A 17,483-nucleotide genomic window follows, 5' to 3' on the forward strand; every position below is an offset into this window, starting at 1 on the left:
GCAGCCTTAGATTTTGTGTATAAATTTAACTGACCTAATTATTATCCCATTTGACACAGAAACGTTTAGTTTTACCTGTTTGCTTCAATATTTCACTCAATTTTTGAGCGTCATCATTTTGATAATTAATAGAAAGACCATATTTATCAAAGGAGCTAAAATACGTACCTAGACCGAGCTTGTATTTCACATTGTCGACTATTACTTGAAGATTTTTGTTTTCAAATAATTCCTTTATTTTTTGAAGACTTTCACTATTTTCAGATGTGACTACATCAAACATAAATTCACTACCATTCCAAAAAAAACCTTCTATTTTTTGTATTTCCATCTCATTATTTTTGATTAGATTTAATTCTCCGTAAGAGATACTAACATCACTTGAATATCCCCAATTTGATCCATACCTCCCTAAAACAATATCAAAAACTAGCACGCTATCTTCTGGGCATCCTGATACTGATTTAATCAACTCCCAATCACACGCCATCAAGTCTTCCGGCGTTGGTTCCCAGGACTCCGAAATGCCATCTTTATTATGCTTTTCAATGTGGATAGGACCACTTCCATCGTTTTTAGTCGAGAGGTGTATATATTCAGCAAGTGAATTCCATTCAGTACGACCTACTGCTTTCCCTTCATATACCTGAATGATTGCCCATGGAACAGAACCTACAGGAGCCACCACATCATTACTTTTGTATTTACTGAGATCAAACGGGCATTTTTTATTATCCAGCTTATTAACGTCAGACACAAATCCCTCACTTTATTATTCGTTAAAGGTCATTTCGTCCTACTGCCAACTAGTCAGTTAATATTACTTAGGTTATGTTTTTATCTCAATTTAATATCCGCTAACAGAATTAATACGCATTAAAATAGGGTTTCGTATTATAAAGTATGACTATTAGTCGAGTGCGTAATTCAGTGAGTTGTAAATTCAAAATTTACTGCTAACTCTGAATACGGCTTTACCCAGCACCGTTTTTAAGGCGTCAAAATCGATTTTTCCCTCAGAAAATACTTCCGGGAAAAGCTGTTTTAGTTGGTTGAAATCATCACCACCCGCATAGCGGGTGGTTTGCTCTAGCCCTATAAGGGCGTGTTACCGACCGCGCCTAAATGACGCTGCTTTCTCTTCGTTCAAGCTAAGTGTCTTTGCTACTTTAGCTCACCCCTTGAAGGGGTCCACATGTTCCTTCGTACTTAACTTATCTTCGATTAAATCTGATTTTTCTTGCTCTCTGATATATTTCTGAATGGTTGCTTCATTCAGCCCTACCGTACTCACGTAATACCCTTCTGACCAAAACTTCCTATTGCCAAATTTGTATTTTAAGTTTGCATGCTTATCAAAGATCATCAGCGAACTTTTGCCTTTCAAATATCCCATAAAACTTGAAACACTTAATTTTGGAGGAATACTCACTAACCTATGAACGTGATCTGGCATCAGATGTCCTTCGATTATTTCAACACCTTTATACTTACAAAGATCTCGTAAAATCTCACCAACACTTGAACGAATACCATTAAAAATCACTTTCCGTCTATATTTCGGCGAAAAGACGATAGGGTATTTGCACAGCCACTTTGTATGCGCTGAGCTTTGTGCTTTAATGCCCATAAACACCTTTCCTTATTCGAGTTACGACAATTAGCTTGAACATCTATATCGTAACGGAAAGGTGTTTTTCTTGGTATAACCCTTTGACTCCACCCGCAAAGCGGGTGGTTTTATGTTTAAGACGCTAATGCGACTTAAACTGGCTAAAGCCATAATAAAAAAGGCCGCGCCACGCGCAGCCTTGAATTTAGGGGGGTAGATTGGGATTATTTCCAGTTGAAGCAAAAATGCACTGTTTTACCTACGTTTTGTTTCAATAGAGCACCTAGTTGTTTTGAATCAGTGTTAGTGTACATCCCAACGAATTCGTATGGTTTTTGACCGGTTTTATTTCCTTCTGTAGCCTGCCCAAGAAAATAAGATACACCATTGGAAGTTACAGTGAGGTTTTTCCCAAATAATTCTTTCATCTTCTGATAACCATCTTGAGTCTTATCAGAGGAAACTCTAATGTCAAGCTCTGGATGATTAGCCCACCATACAAATAATGAGAATTCCTTAATATCTGTTTTATTTTGGAAGTTAGTTAAATCACCAAAAGAATACTCACCGATAGAAGTCCATTCCTCGTCAGCAAGGTATCCCCAATTTTGCCTGCCATCATCAAACTTGCCAGTTCCTATCGTAAGATCAAAAGACAACATACCATTATCTATCTTTGGCTCCCCATTATCTGTCTTTGGCACCGACTTTAACAGCGTCCAATCATGGGCCATCATGTCGTCTTGCGCAGGCTGCCATGATATCAGTATGCCGTGTTTATCACGCATTTTAACTTCGGGTGCAATATCATTACCATCACCAGCTACAAGGTATATATATTCACCAGAAGCAGACCAATCCTTGCGATATACTTGCCCTCCTGAATACACTTTTATTATTGCCCACGGGAAAGAACCGGCGGGTGCTATATTATCAATTGCAATATTTTTTCTATATTGCTCAGGATCAAACAGAAATTGTTTATTATCCAGCTTATTAACGTCAGACATAAATCCCTCACTTTATTATTCGTTAGTGGTCATTTCATCCTACTGCCAACTCGTCAGCCAATATTACTTAGATTGTATTTTTATCTCAATTTAATGTCCATTAGCAAAATTAATACACATTAAAATAGGGTTTCGCATTATAAAGTATGACTATTAGTCGAGTGCGTGATTCAGTGAGTTGTAAATTCAAAATTTACTGCTAACTCTGAATACGGCTTCACCCTGCACCGCTTTTAAGGCGTTAAAATCGATTTTTCCCTCAGAAAATACTTCCGGGAAAAGCTGTTTTAGTTGGTTGAAATAAAAAAGGCCACACCATGCGCAGCCTTGAATTTAGGGGGTAGATTGGGATTATTTCCAGTTGAAGCAAAAATGCACTGCTCTACCTACGTTTTGTTTCAATAAGTCGCCTAGTTTTGTTGCATCAGTGTTAGCGTAGCTCCCAGCGAATTCGTATTGTTTTGCACCATTTTGTTGACTTCCTTCACTAATTTGCCCAAGAGAATAAGATACGCCATTGGAAGTTACAGTGAGGTTTTTCCCAAATAATTCTTTCATCTTCTGATAACCATCTTGAGTCCTATCAGAGGAAACTCTAATGTCAATCGCATTCACATGATCCCACCATATGAATAATGAGAATTCCTTAATATCTGTTTTAGTTTGGAAGTTAGTTAAATCACCAAAAGAATTCTCACCGAGAAATGCCAATTCCTCGTCAGCAAGGTATCCCCAGTTGTACCCACTATTACCATAATTCCTGACAACTTCTATCTTAAGATAAAAAGACAACATGCAATCCATTGCAATCCAATCACAGGCCATCATGTCGTCTTGCGTAGGCTGCCATGATGTCAGTATGCCGTGTTTATCACGCATTTTAACTTCGGGTGCAATATGATCACCATCACCAGCTACAAAGTATATATATTCACCAGAAGCAGACCAATCCTTGCGATATAATTGCCCTCCTAAATACATTTTTATCATTGCCCACGGGAAAGAACCGGCAGGTGCTATATCATCAATTTCAAACTTTTCCTTATATTGCTCAGGATCAAACGGGCATTGTTTATTATCCAGCTTATTAACGTCAGACATAAATCCCTCACTTTATTATTCGTTAGTGGTCATTTCGTCCTACTGCCAACTAGTCAGTTAATATTACTTAGGTTATGTTTTTATCTCAATTTAATATCCGCTAATAGAATTAATACGCATTAAAATAGGGTTTCGTATTATAAAGTATGACTATTAGTCGAGTGCGTAATTCAGTGAGTTGTAAATTCAAAATTTACTGCTAACTCTGAATATCCGTGTTGGACATAGGACAATAAAAAGCCCTGCATTGGCGAAACTTTAAATTAACGGACAAATGAATTTACACTATACCTTTATAACCGCTAGCATTTCTTGAGCTTCTTCATCTATACCTGTTTCAATAAACCCACAACTAGCATAAAAATTTTTCACAGCAAGATTACTTGGATCATAACTGATTTCTATTTCTTCCAATTGCTCTGTGCGTCTTATTTCCTCGATGGCCAACATTAACGCCTTACGCCCAATACCCTTATTTTGGTGGCTCTTATCCACCATAAAACGCCAAATAGTTGTTTTTTCCCCAGTATCAGAGGGGACCCACATAAAAAAACCAACAGGTGTACCATCCAAATAAATCGCACGAGTTTCATATGATGGAAAAAACTTGGATTGAGCAAGAGAAAACACATTTTCCGCAATATATTCTAGCTGTTCATCAGTTACAGATAGATCGCAAACGGCTTCATAATTGTCCTTATTTATATCAACTAGCGCAATTAACATACCACACCCCAAATGGATACATATCAATAACACCAAGATACTACGAATGTAATTCTAACCAAAGAGATCGGCAACTCTTATCTGTTTTTTAGGCAATAAAAAGCCCTGCGAGTGCCTGTCTCTACTACACAAATCCCTCAATAATAACGAGGGATTTTTATTGAACTTTTTTAGTTAACATTGATCTGATCCTAAAAGTCTGTTTTAGGATAATTTTATGTTTTCTATTGATACCTCTGTCTGGGCGCAAGCAACATTCCAACAAGCTAAATTAGGCGATGCACGTCGAACGAAAAGACTTATTCTGCTTGCTAGCCAACTGGCGGCTAATACGGGAAAATCCATTGTGCAATCTCATTCTTCAAGCGCTGATATTGAAGCAGCTTATCGTTTTGTTCGTAACGATGATATTGACGCCCAAGCCATTGCTGAAGCCGGTTTTGCGGCAACGGTTGATGCCTGTATGGCGCACAATTGTTTATTCGCGTTGGAAGACAGCACTTCTTTGGAGTTTAAGCATCCAACAGCAGCCTGTGAGCTAGGTCATACAACATCTCACAAAAATTCATCCGGTTTGCAAGTTCATTCTGTTTTACTCTTTTCACCAGAGGAGCAGCAGGTTATTGGCTTAATTGAACAACATCGTTGGACTCGGGATAGTGCTTCTTATGGGCAACGTAAAGACCGAAACCGGCGCGCTTATGAAGATAAAGAGAGTTATCAATGGCAACGCGCCTCGCAAGCGATGTCATTGAGACTCGGCGAACAAATGAACAACGTCATCTCTGTTTGTGACAGAAAAGCGGATATCATTGAATATCTTCGATATAAAACACAACAACAACAGCGGTTTGTTGTTCGCTCCATGCAAAGTCGATGCATTGAGCAAGCTGATGATAGACTTCACCCATTTAGTGCATCGCTATGCCGTGCTGGGGAACGGAGCGTTCATGTTCAACAAAAAGGCGGTCGTCAATCAAGAGATGCCATCTGTAATAGTCGATTTGCGCCGATTTCAATAAAAATCCCCTCAAATAAAACGGGTCATTCCCTCTCACTTTTTTATGTTGGTTGTCAGAAACAAGGTGATAATGAAGGATTATGTTGGCACCTTTTAACCAGTGAACCTGTTACAACAGCTGAGCAAGCACAGAAAATCCTTGAGTATTATGAGAAGCGTTGGTTAATCGAGGATTTTCATAAATCATGGAAAACAGGGGGAACCCAAGTCGAAGAACTTCGTATGCAAAGCAAAAACAATTTGGAACGAATGATCGTTGTATTAGCGTTTATTGCGGTTCGTATCCAGCAGTTGCGCTATCTTAGTTTACAAACAGAGCGTGCAAAAAAATAGAGTGTGAAAGTTTATTGAGCTCGGTCGCGTGGAAATTACTGTGGCTGAAAACGGAGTCAAGGCACCTCCCCACAAAAGTACCCAGCCTACATTGGGCCTATTTAAAATTAGGGAAGCTCTCAGGTTGGATGACAGTAAGCGAACCGGAATAGTTGGCTGGCAGAGGCGATGGGAAGGCTGGTTCAAACTACAAACCTTGCTTGAAGGCTACCAACTTGCACTGTCTCTTGACGGGGATAATATCCCGTTTGTCTGTGAAATGATTCGGTTTTATTGTACGGATGATTATGTGGTGTATGAAGGAAAACCTACTCCAATAATTTACTCATTCCATAGAATTATCATTATCTCTGATTAGAATCTCTCCACCATTAGCTCCCATAAATGTAGTTTTGATCCTGAATACATTTATTGAGTTAGGCTTGACATTGACTACTAAATAAAATTTCAAAATAATCCCTTGAAGGGAACTTGTATCTTTCCTGGTGCGGTGATTAGCTACCATCACATATGGGGATTCTGACATCCGTAATAAATCCCTGCCGCAGTCGCGAATTTGCCAAAGCAATGGGGATCTTCACAAAAACAGATGCGGTAGACGCTTATGTTCTGGCATCTTATGGTTGCCTGAAGCAACCTGAGGCCTGGGCGCCCCCGGCAGAAGAAATTCGGAAGCTGAGAGCGTTGCTGCAACACAGAAATAGCCTGCTAAATGATAAACTACGAATTGATAATCACCTGAATACATTGAAATCTACTGAGGAAGTTCAGGAGGTTATGGATTCATTGTCGTTAGTTAATCAATACCTGAAGGGCGAAATTGCCAAAATAGAACGTCTGATATCCAGCCATATAGCGCAACATCCTGGACTAAAAAGTGACCTTAAACTTCTCATGTCTATCGATGGGATAGGGAAACAAATTGGCTGGAATATGCTGGCTGTGTTACGAGGAAATAATTTTAAGAGCGCAGAGCAACTGGCCGCTTATCTCGGCGTTGTTCCGGTCGAACGCCGCTCAGGAACTTCCGTCCATGGACGAGCACGGCTATCAAAGATAGGTTCATCAAATATCAGAGCAAAATTGTATATGGGAGCACTGACAGCAATCAGTAAAAATAGCCATATTAAAGCGCTCTATGAACGTCTGTTAGCAAAGGGAAAGTGAAGATGTCGGCATTAGGTGCGGCAATGAGAAAGTTGGTGCATCTTTGTTATGGTGTACTGCATACGCAGCAACCTTACGATGAAAAATATAAAGCAAAAATAATTAACTTCAGCTCTTGACGTTTAAGACGGTTACTTAATGCCAGAAACGGAGATGTCAGTGGCCGCTGGCAGCGCGATTATCCTTGCTTCTGGCTTATTTTTAAAATGCAGAAAACAACTGTCAGGGTTTTCAGTTTTATCTTGGTGATGGATCAGATAGCTCTGGCGAATCAGATCGATAATATTTCGTCGAGAATCGGAGATAACCTTACTGATAAAATCACCAGTAATCACTTCAAAACACATTTGTTGGTCAGGCATATTTTATTCCTTTTATATAAATATTTTTTCAATCATTTTCCAACTAGGCCGTGTCCCTTAATGTAAATTGGTAGTATTATCATCTAAACGGTTTTCAATATAGGAAAAGATGATGGCACGCTACGACATTCCTGATGACGCATGGATATTGATAGAATCTTGTTTGCCCCTGGTTCATTCAGAACGGGCAGGACGTCCCTATGTTGAACACCGTCGTGTGATGAATGGGATGTTCTGGGTATTGTGCTCTGGAGCACCGTGGCGCGACTTACCGGAACGCTATGGGCCTTGGAAAACGGTCTATAACCGATTTAATCGTTGGTCAAAATCGGGCATTATCAACAAGATATTTAATCGGTTACTGTCCGTTCTGGATGAAAAAGGTTTGATTGACTGGACTGAAATTTGCCTAGATGGCAGCCATATTCGCGCCAGTAAAGAGGCCGCCGGCGCGAAAAAAAACAGCCCGATATCGCTGACGATCATGCGCTGGGTCGCTCACGCGGTGGTTATGGCACCAAAATCCACCTGGCAACAGACCGAAAGGGTTTTCCCCTCAACCTAATATTGACCGCAGGGCAAGCCCATGAAAGTCAATCCGCCATTCCGTTGCTCGATGGCATTGGCGTCCAACGCAAAAATGGTTTCATGAAACGACGTGGCAAAGCCGTGCTGGCCGATAAAGGTTATTCGGGCGGAAAACTGCGCGGTTATCTGCGTAAATTGAGGGTCAAGAGCATTATTCCGTATAAAATCAATGAAAAAGGCAGTACTGATGGCCGCACAAAATTTGATAAACAGGCTTATCGTGACCGGAATGTGGTCGAACGCTGTTTCGGTTTTCTGAAAGGGAATCGGCGTATCGCAACCCGTTACGAAAAAACCGCCCGGAACTATTTATCGATGGTGAAATTAGGCTGTATTCGACTCTTTTACAAGCGGTTATATAATTAAGGGACACAACCTAGTACCAAAAGTGAGATCGCACCATTCATCGTTGTAGATAGTATCGACATAATTGCCACCCATATCGGGTGAAATCGCCACCACAATGGCATCTTTTCTAATTTGAGGTTGTACGCGTTTCACGGCTGCTAACACGGTGCCAGTTGAAGCTCCGGCCAGATAACCGAAACGACGTGCGATATCTCGGCAACTGATCACGGTTTCCTCTTCAGGAATTTGGATCATCATATCAACCTGACTCTTATCAAAAAAATATGATTTTACGCTAGAGCCTAACCCCGGCAGGTAGCGGGTCTGACCAGAAGTACCAAAAGTAACGGAACCTATAGAATCAACGGCAATCAACTGAGTTTGAGGGGAGTAACGGCGAAAGAAATTCGCGCACCCCATCAAAGTGCCCGTAGTACCAGCTCCAATGAACAGATAATCAACTTTATTGAACTCGGTCAGAATAGATCTAGCCGTCATTTCGAAATGCACTGCCGGATTAGCCATGTTTTGGTACTGATTTAGCCAAATTAGACCGGGATCACTTTCGATAGCGGAGCGGATATGAGCCAAACGATTAGCTAGATAACCGCCTTGTTCGTCTTTTTGTTCAATAATGATCACATGTGTACCTAACGCGCGCATCATTTTAATGTTCTGTGCGGAAGTATTTTTATCGACTACACAGGTAAAATGCAATCCTTTTGAAGCGGCTATAATGCTCAATGCCAAACCAAGATTGCCAGAGCTCGACTCAATAAATTGTTTTGTTTTATATAATTCTTTTTTTTCAATAGCATCAGTGATCAATGAAATAGCCGTTTTCATTTTGATGGATCCACCGGCATTCCTTCCACTTTGACAAAGAGGTCAGTGTGGTTACAGAACTTATTAAATTTAATGAATATATTATCATTAATTAGTTTATCCACTGAGTTAAACCGCATAATTCCTCTTTATTATAAGTTGAGTATACATGACCAGAATAATTAGTCGTGTATTAAATAATTGAGTCGGGTATTCAAGATAATGTTTATATTCAATAAAGGTTCCTATCACTTTATCGTGCATCTCTTCAGATTTTGAATAACCGATGGTTTTTCTGTTCAGCCTTTTGATTCGGGTACGATGCGTTAAATCCTTTCTCTCTATACGTTGAGTAAACGTCTTTCCAGTCAGGCGCTTTTCCTCGGGAAGGCTGTCATAAACAGCATAATTGTCCGTGCAGTAAAACCGAAGATTAAGGGGCGATAAAAGGGCAAGGAGCTTGTCTAACGTCTTTCGACTACGATCACCAAAACATGGGCTACAATGCGTTTCAGACGGGATTCCCAAGCATACCATAGCCAGCGCTGATAATGAGATGCTCTCCCTCACCCTGATGTCTTACCCTCTATGAGAAATATAAGAATTTCACTGTTATGATATGACAAGGCATTTGATAAGTTTAATTATTAATCGATTTGCCAGATATTTTGCCATGCTCCATATCGGCAGTTTTACGAAAAAACCGCACCATCATCAGGATTGCCCCGAGTAAAAATGTAATAAGGAAGCCAATATTGATACCTTGCTGACCTTGTTTTAAAGGAAAAGACAGTAAATAAGAAACAGGAAGGCCGAATGTCCAGAGCAATCCCATATTAACCCACATCGGATACCAGACGTCACTCAAACCACGTAACACTGCTATCAGTAAGTTACGCACAGCATCAGCAACTTGAGAAAAAGCAACGATAGCCAACATGACCTTTGCCAGCTCGATCAGAGCCGCATTTTCTTCTGCCCCCAGGTTGATATACAAACCGATAATCGTAAGTGGATTTAGCAAATATACAACTGCGATAGCTATCATGCAGCTGAATACTAGTATCAGACCGACATGACCAATCTTTCTTATCAGACTATATTCACCATTGCCAACCGCATAACTGACTAAAATCGTGCACGCCTGACCGATTCCCATAGGGATCATTAGAGCTACGGTAGAACACTGGATCAATATCTGTTGAACACTCAAAGCACCCACTCCGAGCCAACCGACCATAATGTTAATCGTACTAAAAATCAGCAATTCACTGGCAAACTGTATTGTAATAGGGAAACTAATCTGAAAAAAAGCCACCAATCGTGCTGGATCCCATAGCACCTTGAAATCAAACAAGTGGTAATTAGTGAAATTTTTGGAAAAGTATAAATAAATAAAAACACTAATCGCGAGAGTCCAGTTAGCAATTGATATGCCATAGGCCCAGCCAGCCATACCCAATGTAGGCAAACCAGCGTAACCATGAATTAAAACATAGCCAAGCAATATTGTGAAACCCAGGTTCAGTGCACTTAATACCACGACAAAATATCCCTTCTTAAGAGGAAAAAACATTTGATGACAACTTGCCAATAGTAAAGAAGGAATTACACTCCATGCCATTGCACGAAAATAAGGGTCAATCAGCGGCACTAGCTCAATAGGCTGATGCAGCCATACCAACAATTTCGTTAAGTTCCAGAATACCAACGAACCAATAACACCGAGAACGATACTAACCAACCAAGCCTGCCGGATTTCCATGCCAATTTCGCGAAGCTCATTCTGTCCATAATAACGACTAACAGTGATACCGACAGCTAGCAACGGCGACATGGTAACAACCATTATAGTGTTACTCAATGCAGCTACTAATGCACTAGCAGCCAGCTCTTGCTTGCCAAGATGAGCAATAAATAACATACCGATAAAACCCACAGCGATATAGAGAATGCGTACACTTAAGATTGGTGTAGCTAGTTTTACAATTTCTTTAAAGTAAAAAAAATTATTATTTGTTTGCATACTTACTCCTAGGTAACCATTCACTGACATACCATTGACCAATAAAAATTGGTTTGTTAGCCGTTTTTTCACATGTCAACACTCTTTAATTATAAAATAGACAAAAAAATAAGCGTGTTACGCTAATATAAGTGAAAACTCAGTCTTAACATCACATGTCAAGTAGGAGCTGGTTAATGGTTACCTTTTTTGGTCACGCATTAAAACGTACAAAGGCCATATTCCATCGCTCAACCCGTTGAGCTTAAACTCAACGGAATATTAGCGTTTGGCTGGTTTCAATTTCATGATCATACCTCATTGTTGTGTTAAATAAGGTTAATAATCTTTTGAAGTGTCTAGATTCAATATACCACTATAACTTTTTGTGGATTGAGCCGAGTTATCACATCGTTAAAGGTATTATGACTTAGGGGAAATCCAGAAATTGTCTGAACCAATCTTTTTTTTCTTCAATAATGGCATCACCCCCTTTACAGCCAAAGATAACCGCACAAATCGATACAATGATAATGCTGATAAGCGGGAAATATGATAGAATTTTAAACCTATATGGATTCATGATATTAAATCCTTGCCAAGGAATTTTAGGTTCGATTGCCCTGGTGATTCATATAACCATTTAGCTCCAGGGGGGAGGGCGTTTCTCAAGGAAAGCTCGTAGCCCCATTTGGCCTTCGGAAGAAGTACGAGTTTCAGACATGAGTCGAATGTTTGCTTTTTGTTCGTTATGCAAACCATCCTGTGTACTCAATCGTGTGAGCATGGACTTGATCTTTCGTGATGCATGCGGAGCGGTCTTTTGTATCAACTTTATCCAATTATCTCGGAGTTCGTTCAGATTGGACTCGGAAGCTTGTTGGTGAACTAGACCCAATTCTATGGCTTGTTGAACATCAAAAACTTCTGCGGTGATCATATAGCGACGGGCTAGGGTAGTCACATAATATATCTCCGGTTGACTCATCAAATGAAAGTTCCTTTAATAACACAATTTCATTACCATTAGATGTTTCTTTTAAAGCACATTCATGGAAACCATATTTCTTGAAAAGCCTAATTAGATAATCATGCTTTTCAAAAACAGTGACATATATATCATCAACTCCAAATGAAATAGCATTGTCAAAAATTTTCTTTAGGAATCTTTGTCCACGTAATGTTCCTTTAGGGTTAAATTTAAATGTTCCTATCTTTAAATGTTTACCATCTTTTATTGGTGATAAAACATCATCAATAATTCCATTTTCTATTTTTAAATATAAAAAACCATCTATACGTTCATTGCCTTCATATAACACATATGCTTTTTCATTTGATTTTATAGATTTACTTTCAAACCAATCGATAAAACCATGTTTATAATCCAATTTAAGGAATGAGAAAAAAGTATCATCTAAATTAATTTCACCAAAAGCTTGATATCGTAAATTATCCATTGCCATCACCTTTTGTAAGTTACTACGCAAATTGAAGTATAGAATTCATTCAGTTTTCTTATAGTATCAATGTACATAACAACTCGATATCTGGTTATTTAGCCAGTGTTTCATATGCCTGTATCCGAATAAGAAAAATACAGACCGGCAGTTCGTTAGGTCAACTCAAAACGCCTTATAGCGTGGACGTGTCGATGCGTGTGCGTGTTTACAGAAAAATGGGCTTTGGTTATCTACCTGTCTACCTAATTGCTCTCAGCCCTTGCACCACAAGGCTTTCAGTGGGTAGACAGTACCATTTTTGCTGTCTACCCATTTTTTACCCGTCCGGGGTCATCTACTTACCTAAATTACCATTTCAGTCCGGGCTTTGCTGGCACATTGTTAAACCTGATATCGATAACCCGTTGATATTTTGGGAGAACGCCACCGGCGGTTTCCGGTAAATATGGTAACTGATTGATAATTCCGGAAACCTCAATTTGAGGAAGCCAGACACTAACGGTCATGGTTGAAATGATCCAAATCTGGATCATCACTTTTACCCCACTGGGGAGAAAGGGGTATCTGTGATGCGGAGGACATAACGCAAATTTGCGTCATGATAAAAATCAATCTGATACGCTTTCAGGTACCGGATATTTTAATTCTACTGGTGGCGAATCAGGTAAGTGTCGATTGGCTTTTTTCATTAAATAAGCAGCCATCTCTTCCGGTGATAAATCATCCACTTCTTCGTTATTGAACCATAAATTAGGCCAGTATATTAAATCTGAAGGATTCGCATCAAAATTCACTTCAAGTAAATCAAGCGTATATGAATGCTCGGATTCTTTACCTTCTGCATTACATATAAAATCAATGACAGATACCAATTCACTATAGGTTAGATCACTAATGTACTTTACCTGGTTAAAGGCTGAGCGGGTAAACTCTTTCGCGCTTATCCATGAACTATAATCACGAAAATCAGAAAATTCATGAGGGATTACCACTTGGGCATTCCAATTCATCATCATAGAGTTAAGTTCAGCATCACTTTCTGTTGCTCCGCTATCAATTTTCTTAGTGATTCGTTGCAACAATTCAGTCATTTCGCTGATTTTAGCGCGATTGACTTTCATGGGTTTTAAGCGTTCGGGTAAAGGCATAACACCTCCGCATCAGATAGTTGATACAAAATATTTAATCAAATACTTTATACCCCATCGTTATTTTTTGCTTTAATTTTCTTTTCACTTCGTATATCCGGCACCATTAAAGATACTTAACCGCTATTTTTATCTGCAGATCAGGTAACTTCATGCAGATAATGCAGAGGATATGACTCAGGCTTTAGTCATTATACATATCAGCAAATTATGCATTTATAGTCACCCCAGTAAGCTGATAACCGTTATACCAGTGAGGCCAGCCAGTGGCGGTAATCCTGTTTCCTTTCTGGCAGGTCATCAGTGGCAGCGCATCGTCATCATAGGCCACCAGCGTTAACGGATAAGGGCTGCGGCGTTCGCTCTCTGCCTGAATAGTCATTGTTGTCATTACCTTACCGGTTGCCGTCTTAACTCGCTGAGACGATTTGGTGACAATTCCGGTTACTGTGGCTGTGACGGGCTTTGTTTTTCGGTATGTGCGCATGGATCACCTGCTGGCTGCTGAGATTACGGATAGTATAACGCATTGATAACGCTTAATTCCCGCACAGAGACGGAATAACTTCTGCCATTGGTCATTGACTTAGTGACCAACGGTGCCGCGGGAAAATCCCGTATATAAAACCTTACCGTTCAGCCTTGCCGTAATCTTGCCGTTAATCCTTGCCCCATGCCTTGTTGTAATCTTGTTGTTCTCCGAGACCGTCACTTTGCCCCGCAAAGCTATACATCACAATTTAAATTCTGCACTGATAGTGAAATTATTTAATAATATCAATTTAATGATGGATTATTACCGCTAGCGATATATCAAATTATGATAAATGGACATATCAAAACCCTCACCGTAATCTCACCGTCCTGCTACATAATCAGGACCGTAATGGGACCGTGCTATCGAGATGATATATTTCCCTCATTGGTGAGGACGACACAGTTTAACGTACTAGTACTACAGCCGTATTCACTCTTCTCGATAGGGAATAATCCCATAGAACAGCTTGAATTGATGTTATTTCTTTGTTTTTTGAGTATCAGATAATGCATTGGTTTTACTATTGTTACGGCTGTAGTACTAGTAAATAGCGTCATTCAGACGCTTAAAAAACCATTTCGTTTTGGCTCTTTCGTAATGAAAAATCAACGTTAATTTTGATTGATTTTCTGTAGTAAGTGACAGGCATTATTTTTTTAAAAATGTATGATATAGGTTCTATTTTTAGGTTTTTGGAGAAAAATAACATGGCAGACACGGAAAATACCGCAGTTACCAACCGAACAACTAGAAGAAAGATAAAGCCGAAGTCTTACGCATCAGTATCTTTTACTTTGCATGTTGACACAGAAATTGTTAAATCCCTTACAAGCAGAAGGTTGTTTAAATGCAGCCGTGAGGCGTTCACGCTTTCAAAAAGTCTTCAAAAATATCTCACCATACCAGAAGACCACATGAGATCCCGCGCTGTTGCCATCAATACCACGCTGGAATCTGTTATCGGGATGGCACAAACTGATTTGCAGAATATTGATATTCACATCACTAGCATCATTGAAGGCGTCAGAAAAGAGCGATTAGAAAAAATGGGTAAAGACAATCTGTTACCTGTGAGATCCCTGACTTCGACTGACAGATCATTTTAAGCTTTCATTTTCTCAACAAGAGTCTCATAAGGCGTTTTACCTTTCAAGCCACCATGTGGTCTGTCATAGTTGTAAAACGCCTCCCATTCTGCCAACTTAGCCTCTAAATCTACGTCTCCTTTATAGTTCAGTATTTGGTAAAACTCTTGTTTATCGGTAAGATGAGAACGTTCAACTTTCCCATTAAGATTGGGGCTGGCTGGTCTGATATACACATGTTCAAGTCCCAGGTCTTCACAATGCCAATGGAATTTGGACTGAAATTCGTGTCCATTATCTGTGCGGATCATTTTTATTCTGAAAGGGAATTTCGCTACGACATAATCAATAAAATCAATGGCACAAGCCTGATTATGTTTTTCATAAACTTTCAGTGCCCTGATACGCGTAGCATCATCAATGGCTGTATACTGGAATCTGCGTACTTTATTTCCATTTTCATCTTTGAAGTTTAAGAATTTAACATCAACCTGAACATGGTGCCCTGGGGTTTTCTTTTCGTACCGTTTAATCGATTTGACCTGACGCTTTCTGAGATTTTGAGGAAGTCGGTTAAGGCCATGACGGCACAGAACACTGTAAACGCCTGACAAAGAAACTTTCAGGTCATGATATCGGGCCAAATACCACGCTATTTTGGCACTCCCAAAATGATAATTTTTGCGTAGATATAAGATCTTCTCTTCAATGATAGGGGCAACACGGATAGCCGGATTTTCCGGGCAGGGTTTGCTATTAATTAACCCTTTTTCCCCCTTGGCCTCATAATCCTTTTTCCAGCGGTAAAAAGTATCCCGGGATATTCCCCAATAACGGCATGTTTTACTGACGTTACTTCCTTCTGCTGCATGAGCTAATATTTTGAGCTTTCTTCTGACTTCCTGTTCTTCTTTCTTGTTCATATTAACCTCAACTATTACCTGTTAAATATACATAAAACTGTCAGTTGAGGTCTAAAAATTCACAATTATCAGTGATTGGGATATAGCCATCATCACCAACCCGAACAGGAGTATTAAAAACCGATAGTTCTCTCACGATGCTTATCCTTACTTAGGTAATGAACCTTTGCCGCAATAGGAGATCAGCCCATCGAGTAGCATCAGTTTTAGCTGATCCCTCAAAGGCTCATTCCTAAATAAAGGCTCGATGTTGAGATTAGCGCTGCGGTGCGCGGTGAAATGCAGATACAAAAATGCCACCAGCGTTAACTGATGGCATGGGTATTCCTTTAACCACTCAAGGGAGTGGGTAAAAAAATATTCTGTTTAGTTTCAAATGTTAATCAATTGTTAAGAATTATTCGCTTGTTTTTGAGTGGAGATAGGGTTATTAGGTCTATCGTTCGTTGGTGTAGTCAGTGATATATGGTGAGTAAAATGAAAAAATATCTTCTTCTTTGCCTAGTAGCAGGCTCGACTCTTTTAGCTTCGATGCAGACTTATGCTAATCTCTGCTTACCCTTTGCTTGGTCACCCATAGGATATGCAGAGTGTATAGCTACCTGTATTGTGGTAAATCCGGATCAACCGTTGAGTTACTGTGCATAATAACAATCAAGCAGGAGACAGGATGGCTCCTGCTTCCCCCAGTATCATTCCTGAGGTTGCAGTCTGTTTTTGTCTATTTCCCTTATTGCCTGTTTATCCAGATTGCACTGTTCAATCACTGTCAGTAACTGTTCATTCAGTAACAAACTGTCACGCCATGTCATTGCATCGGGTATCACGGGCGGTAGGCAGTCAGTGAGCAGAGGCGCCGGAATGAGTATCAGTGGCAGCGGAACGTATTCGGTTCGCGTGTTGTTGCAACCGGATAGCAACCCCATCAGGCACAATGCGATTGGCGCAATCATGATTGGCAACCACGGTTTTGATGGCCGTTTGTCTCTGTTCAGAATCCACGGCTGACCGGTTCCGGTTTTCGCTATTAATTCGTGAGATGTCATTGAATAACCTGATGGATTGATAGGTGTTATCGGTGATGAGTTGCTGGCGTTGGTTTTGCTGTTTCAGTGAGGCATTTTGCTGATTTAGGTGCTCGTTCTCTGCATACACTGAGTAGATGGCATGGACGACCATGCCTATCAGCCCGATACCAACTATCGCAGCCATCAATTTCATTTTCATT

General features: G+C 39.9%; 18 protein-coding genes and 3 pseudogenes. 4 read left to right on the plus strand and 17 right to left on the minus strand.

Translation table 11 applies throughout. From position 1 onward, the window contains the following. Positions 1-34: 34 nt before the first annotated feature. The 5 genes from XPG1_RS08790 to XPG1_RS08810 form a co-directional block, all read right to left on the minus strand. Positions 35-757 carry a Thoeris anti-defense Tad2 family protein gene (locus XPG1_RS08790; RefSeq protein ID WP_045958757.1) on the minus strand — a complete coding sequence of 241 codons (723 nt, stop codon included), beginning with the start codon at positions 755-757 and terminating at the stop codon, positions 35-37. A 417-nt stretch (positions 758-1,174) separates the two neighbouring features. Beyond that, positions 1,175-1,630, minus strand: coding sequence for an IS200/IS605 family transposase (tnpA, locus tag XPG1_RS08795; protein ID WP_045958758.1), 456 nt, complete (start codon positions 1,628-1,630; stop codon positions 1,175-1,177). Positions 1,631-1,836: 206 nt separating this feature from the next. Then, positions 1,837-2,622 (minus strand): DUF2829 domain-containing protein, encoded by a 786-nt coding sequence (locus tag XPG1_RS17055; protein ID WP_052708281.1) that lies wholly within the window; start codon positions 2,620-2,622, stop codon positions 1,837-1,839. A gap of 351 nt (positions 2,623-2,973) precedes the next feature. After that, positions 2,974-3,723, minus strand: a complete 750-nt coding sequence (locus XPG1_RS17060) for a Thoeris anti-defense Tad2 family protein (protein WP_052708282.1) — start codon at positions 3,721-3,723, stop codon at positions 2,974-2,976. A 285-nt stretch (positions 3,724-4,008) separates the two neighbouring features. Then, positions 4,009-4,449, minus strand: coding sequence for a GNAT family N-acetyltransferase (locus XPG1_RS08810; protein ID WP_045958759.1), 441 nt, complete (start codon positions 4,447-4,449; stop codon positions 4,009-4,011). Positions 4,450-4,666: 217 nt separating this feature from the next. Here XPG1_RS08810 and XPG1_RS08815 point away from each other — a divergent pair. After that, positions 4,667-6,035 (plus strand): annotated as a pseudogene (locus tag XPG1_RS08815) (IS4 family transposase); the annotation flags it as partial. 278 nt (positions 6,036-6,313) lie between these two features. Continuing rightward, a pseudogene (locus XPG1_RS08820) lies at positions 6,314-7,089 on the plus strand (IS110 family RNA-guided transposase); the annotation flags it as partial. Between the two features lie 12 nt (positions 7,090-7,101). On the opposite strand, the gene XPG1_RS08825 reads toward XPG1_RS08820, so the two are convergent. Continuing rightward, a complete protein-coding gene (locus XPG1_RS08825) occupies positions 7,102-7,332 on the minus strand; it encodes a hypothetical protein (RefSeq protein WP_045958760.1) in 231 nt (76 codons plus the stop codon). Between the two features lie 112 nt (positions 7,333-7,444). Here XPG1_RS08825 and XPG1_RS18015 point away from each other — a divergent pair. Further along, a protein-coding gene (locus XPG1_RS18015; protein ID WP_157879552.1) for an IS5 family transposase occupies positions 7,445-8,286 on the plus strand; the annotation gives its coding sequence in 2 pieces (ribosomal slippage) (positions 7,445-7,787 and positions 7,787-8,286; 843 coding nt in all). Here the strand turns inward: XPG1_RS18015 and sbnA are convergent. The 8 genes and pseudogenes from sbnA to XPG1_RS08875 all read right to left on the minus strand — a co-directional run bounded on the left by sbnA (position 8,275) and on the right by XPG1_RS08875 (position 14,196). Beyond that, positions 8,275-9,114 carry a 2,3-diaminopropionate biosynthesis protein SbnA gene (gene sbnA, locus XPG1_RS08840; RefSeq protein ID WP_231852987.1) on the minus strand — a complete coding sequence of 280 codons (840 nt, stop codon included), beginning with the start codon at positions 9,112-9,114 and terminating at the stop codon, positions 8,275-8,277. The genes XPG1_RS18015 and sbnA overlap by 12 nt on opposite strands. Before the next feature lie 195 nt (positions 9,115-9,309). Continuing rightward, positions 9,310-9,641, minus strand: a pseudogene (locus XPG1_RS08845) (IS1 family transposase); the annotation flags it as partial. A gap of 92 nt (positions 9,642-9,733) precedes the next feature. Beyond that, entirely contained in the window at positions 9,734-11,119 is a 1,386-nt protein-coding gene (locus XPG1_RS08850; RefSeq protein ID WP_045958763.1) for an MATE family efflux transporter, read from the minus strand. 622 nt (positions 11,120-11,741) lie between these two features. Further along, complete coding sequence (locus XPG1_RS19160; RefSeq protein WP_084717285.1) at positions 11,742-12,086, minus strand: enoyl-CoA hydratase-related protein; 345 nt, start codon at positions 12,084-12,086, stop codon at positions 11,742-11,744. Next, positions 12,016-12,558 carry an N-acetyltransferase gene (locus XPG1_RS08860; protein WP_197541099.1) on the minus strand — a complete coding sequence of 181 codons (543 nt, stop codon included), beginning with the start codon at positions 12,556-12,558 and terminating at the stop codon, positions 12,016-12,018. The genes XPG1_RS19160 and XPG1_RS08860 overlap by 71 nt, the downstream gene beginning before the upstream one ends. Positions 12,559-12,908: 350 nt before the next feature. Continuing rightward, positions 12,909-13,094, minus strand: a complete 186-nt coding sequence (locus XPG1_RS08865; RefSeq protein WP_045958764.1) for a hypothetical protein — start codon at positions 13,092-13,094, stop codon at positions 12,909-12,911. A 75-nt stretch (positions 13,095-13,169) separates the two neighbouring features. Beyond that, entirely contained in the window at positions 13,170-13,709 is a 540-nt protein-coding gene (locus XPG1_RS08870) for a hypothetical protein (protein ID WP_045958765.1), read from the minus strand. A 208-nt stretch (positions 13,710-13,917) separates the two neighbouring features. After that, on the minus strand, positions 13,918-14,196 hold the full coding sequence (locus XPG1_RS08875; RefSeq protein ID WP_045958766.1) for a hypothetical protein: 279 nt from the start codon (positions 14,194-14,196) through the stop codon (positions 13,918-13,920). A 758-nt stretch (positions 14,197-14,954) separates the two neighbouring features. On the opposite strand from XPG1_RS08875, the gene XPG1_RS18440 reads away from it, so the two are divergent. Further along, positions 14,955-15,353: a hypothetical protein gene (locus tag XPG1_RS18440; RefSeq protein ID WP_157879470.1), complete on the plus strand. Its 399-nt coding sequence runs from the start codon at positions 14,955-14,957 to the stop codon at positions 15,351-15,353. Here XPG1_RS18440 and XPG1_RS08885 read toward each other — a convergent pair. The 3 genes from XPG1_RS08885 to XPG1_RS08890 all read right to left on the minus strand — a co-directional run bounded on the left by XPG1_RS08885 (position 15,350) and on the right by XPG1_RS08890 (position 17,476). Then, on the minus strand, positions 15,350-16,255 hold the full coding sequence (locus XPG1_RS08885) for an IS481 family transposase (RefSeq protein WP_084717286.1): 906 nt from the start codon (positions 16,253-16,255) through the stop codon (positions 15,350-15,352). The genes XPG1_RS18440 and XPG1_RS08885 overlap by 4 nt on opposite strands. Positions 16,256-16,947: 692 nt before the next feature. Continuing rightward, complete coding sequence (lysC, locus tag XPG1_RS19285) at positions 16,948-17,208, minus strand: Rz1-like lysis system protein LysC (RefSeq protein WP_071825361.1); 261 nt, start codon at positions 17,206-17,208, stop codon at positions 16,948-16,950. Continuing rightward, complete coding sequence (locus tag XPG1_RS08890) at positions 17,096-17,476, minus strand: DUF2570 family protein (protein WP_045960611.1); 381 nt, start codon at positions 17,474-17,476, stop codon at positions 17,096-17,098. Before XPG1_RS08890 ends, lysC begins: the two co-directional genes overlap by 113 nt. Positions 17,477-17,483 lie beyond the last annotated feature (7 nt).

This window comes from Xenorhabdus poinarii G6 (assembly GCF_000968175.1).
Taxonomy (GTDB): Bacteria; Pseudomonadota; Gammaproteobacteria; order Enterobacterales; family Enterobacteriaceae; genus Xenorhabdus; species Xenorhabdus poinarii.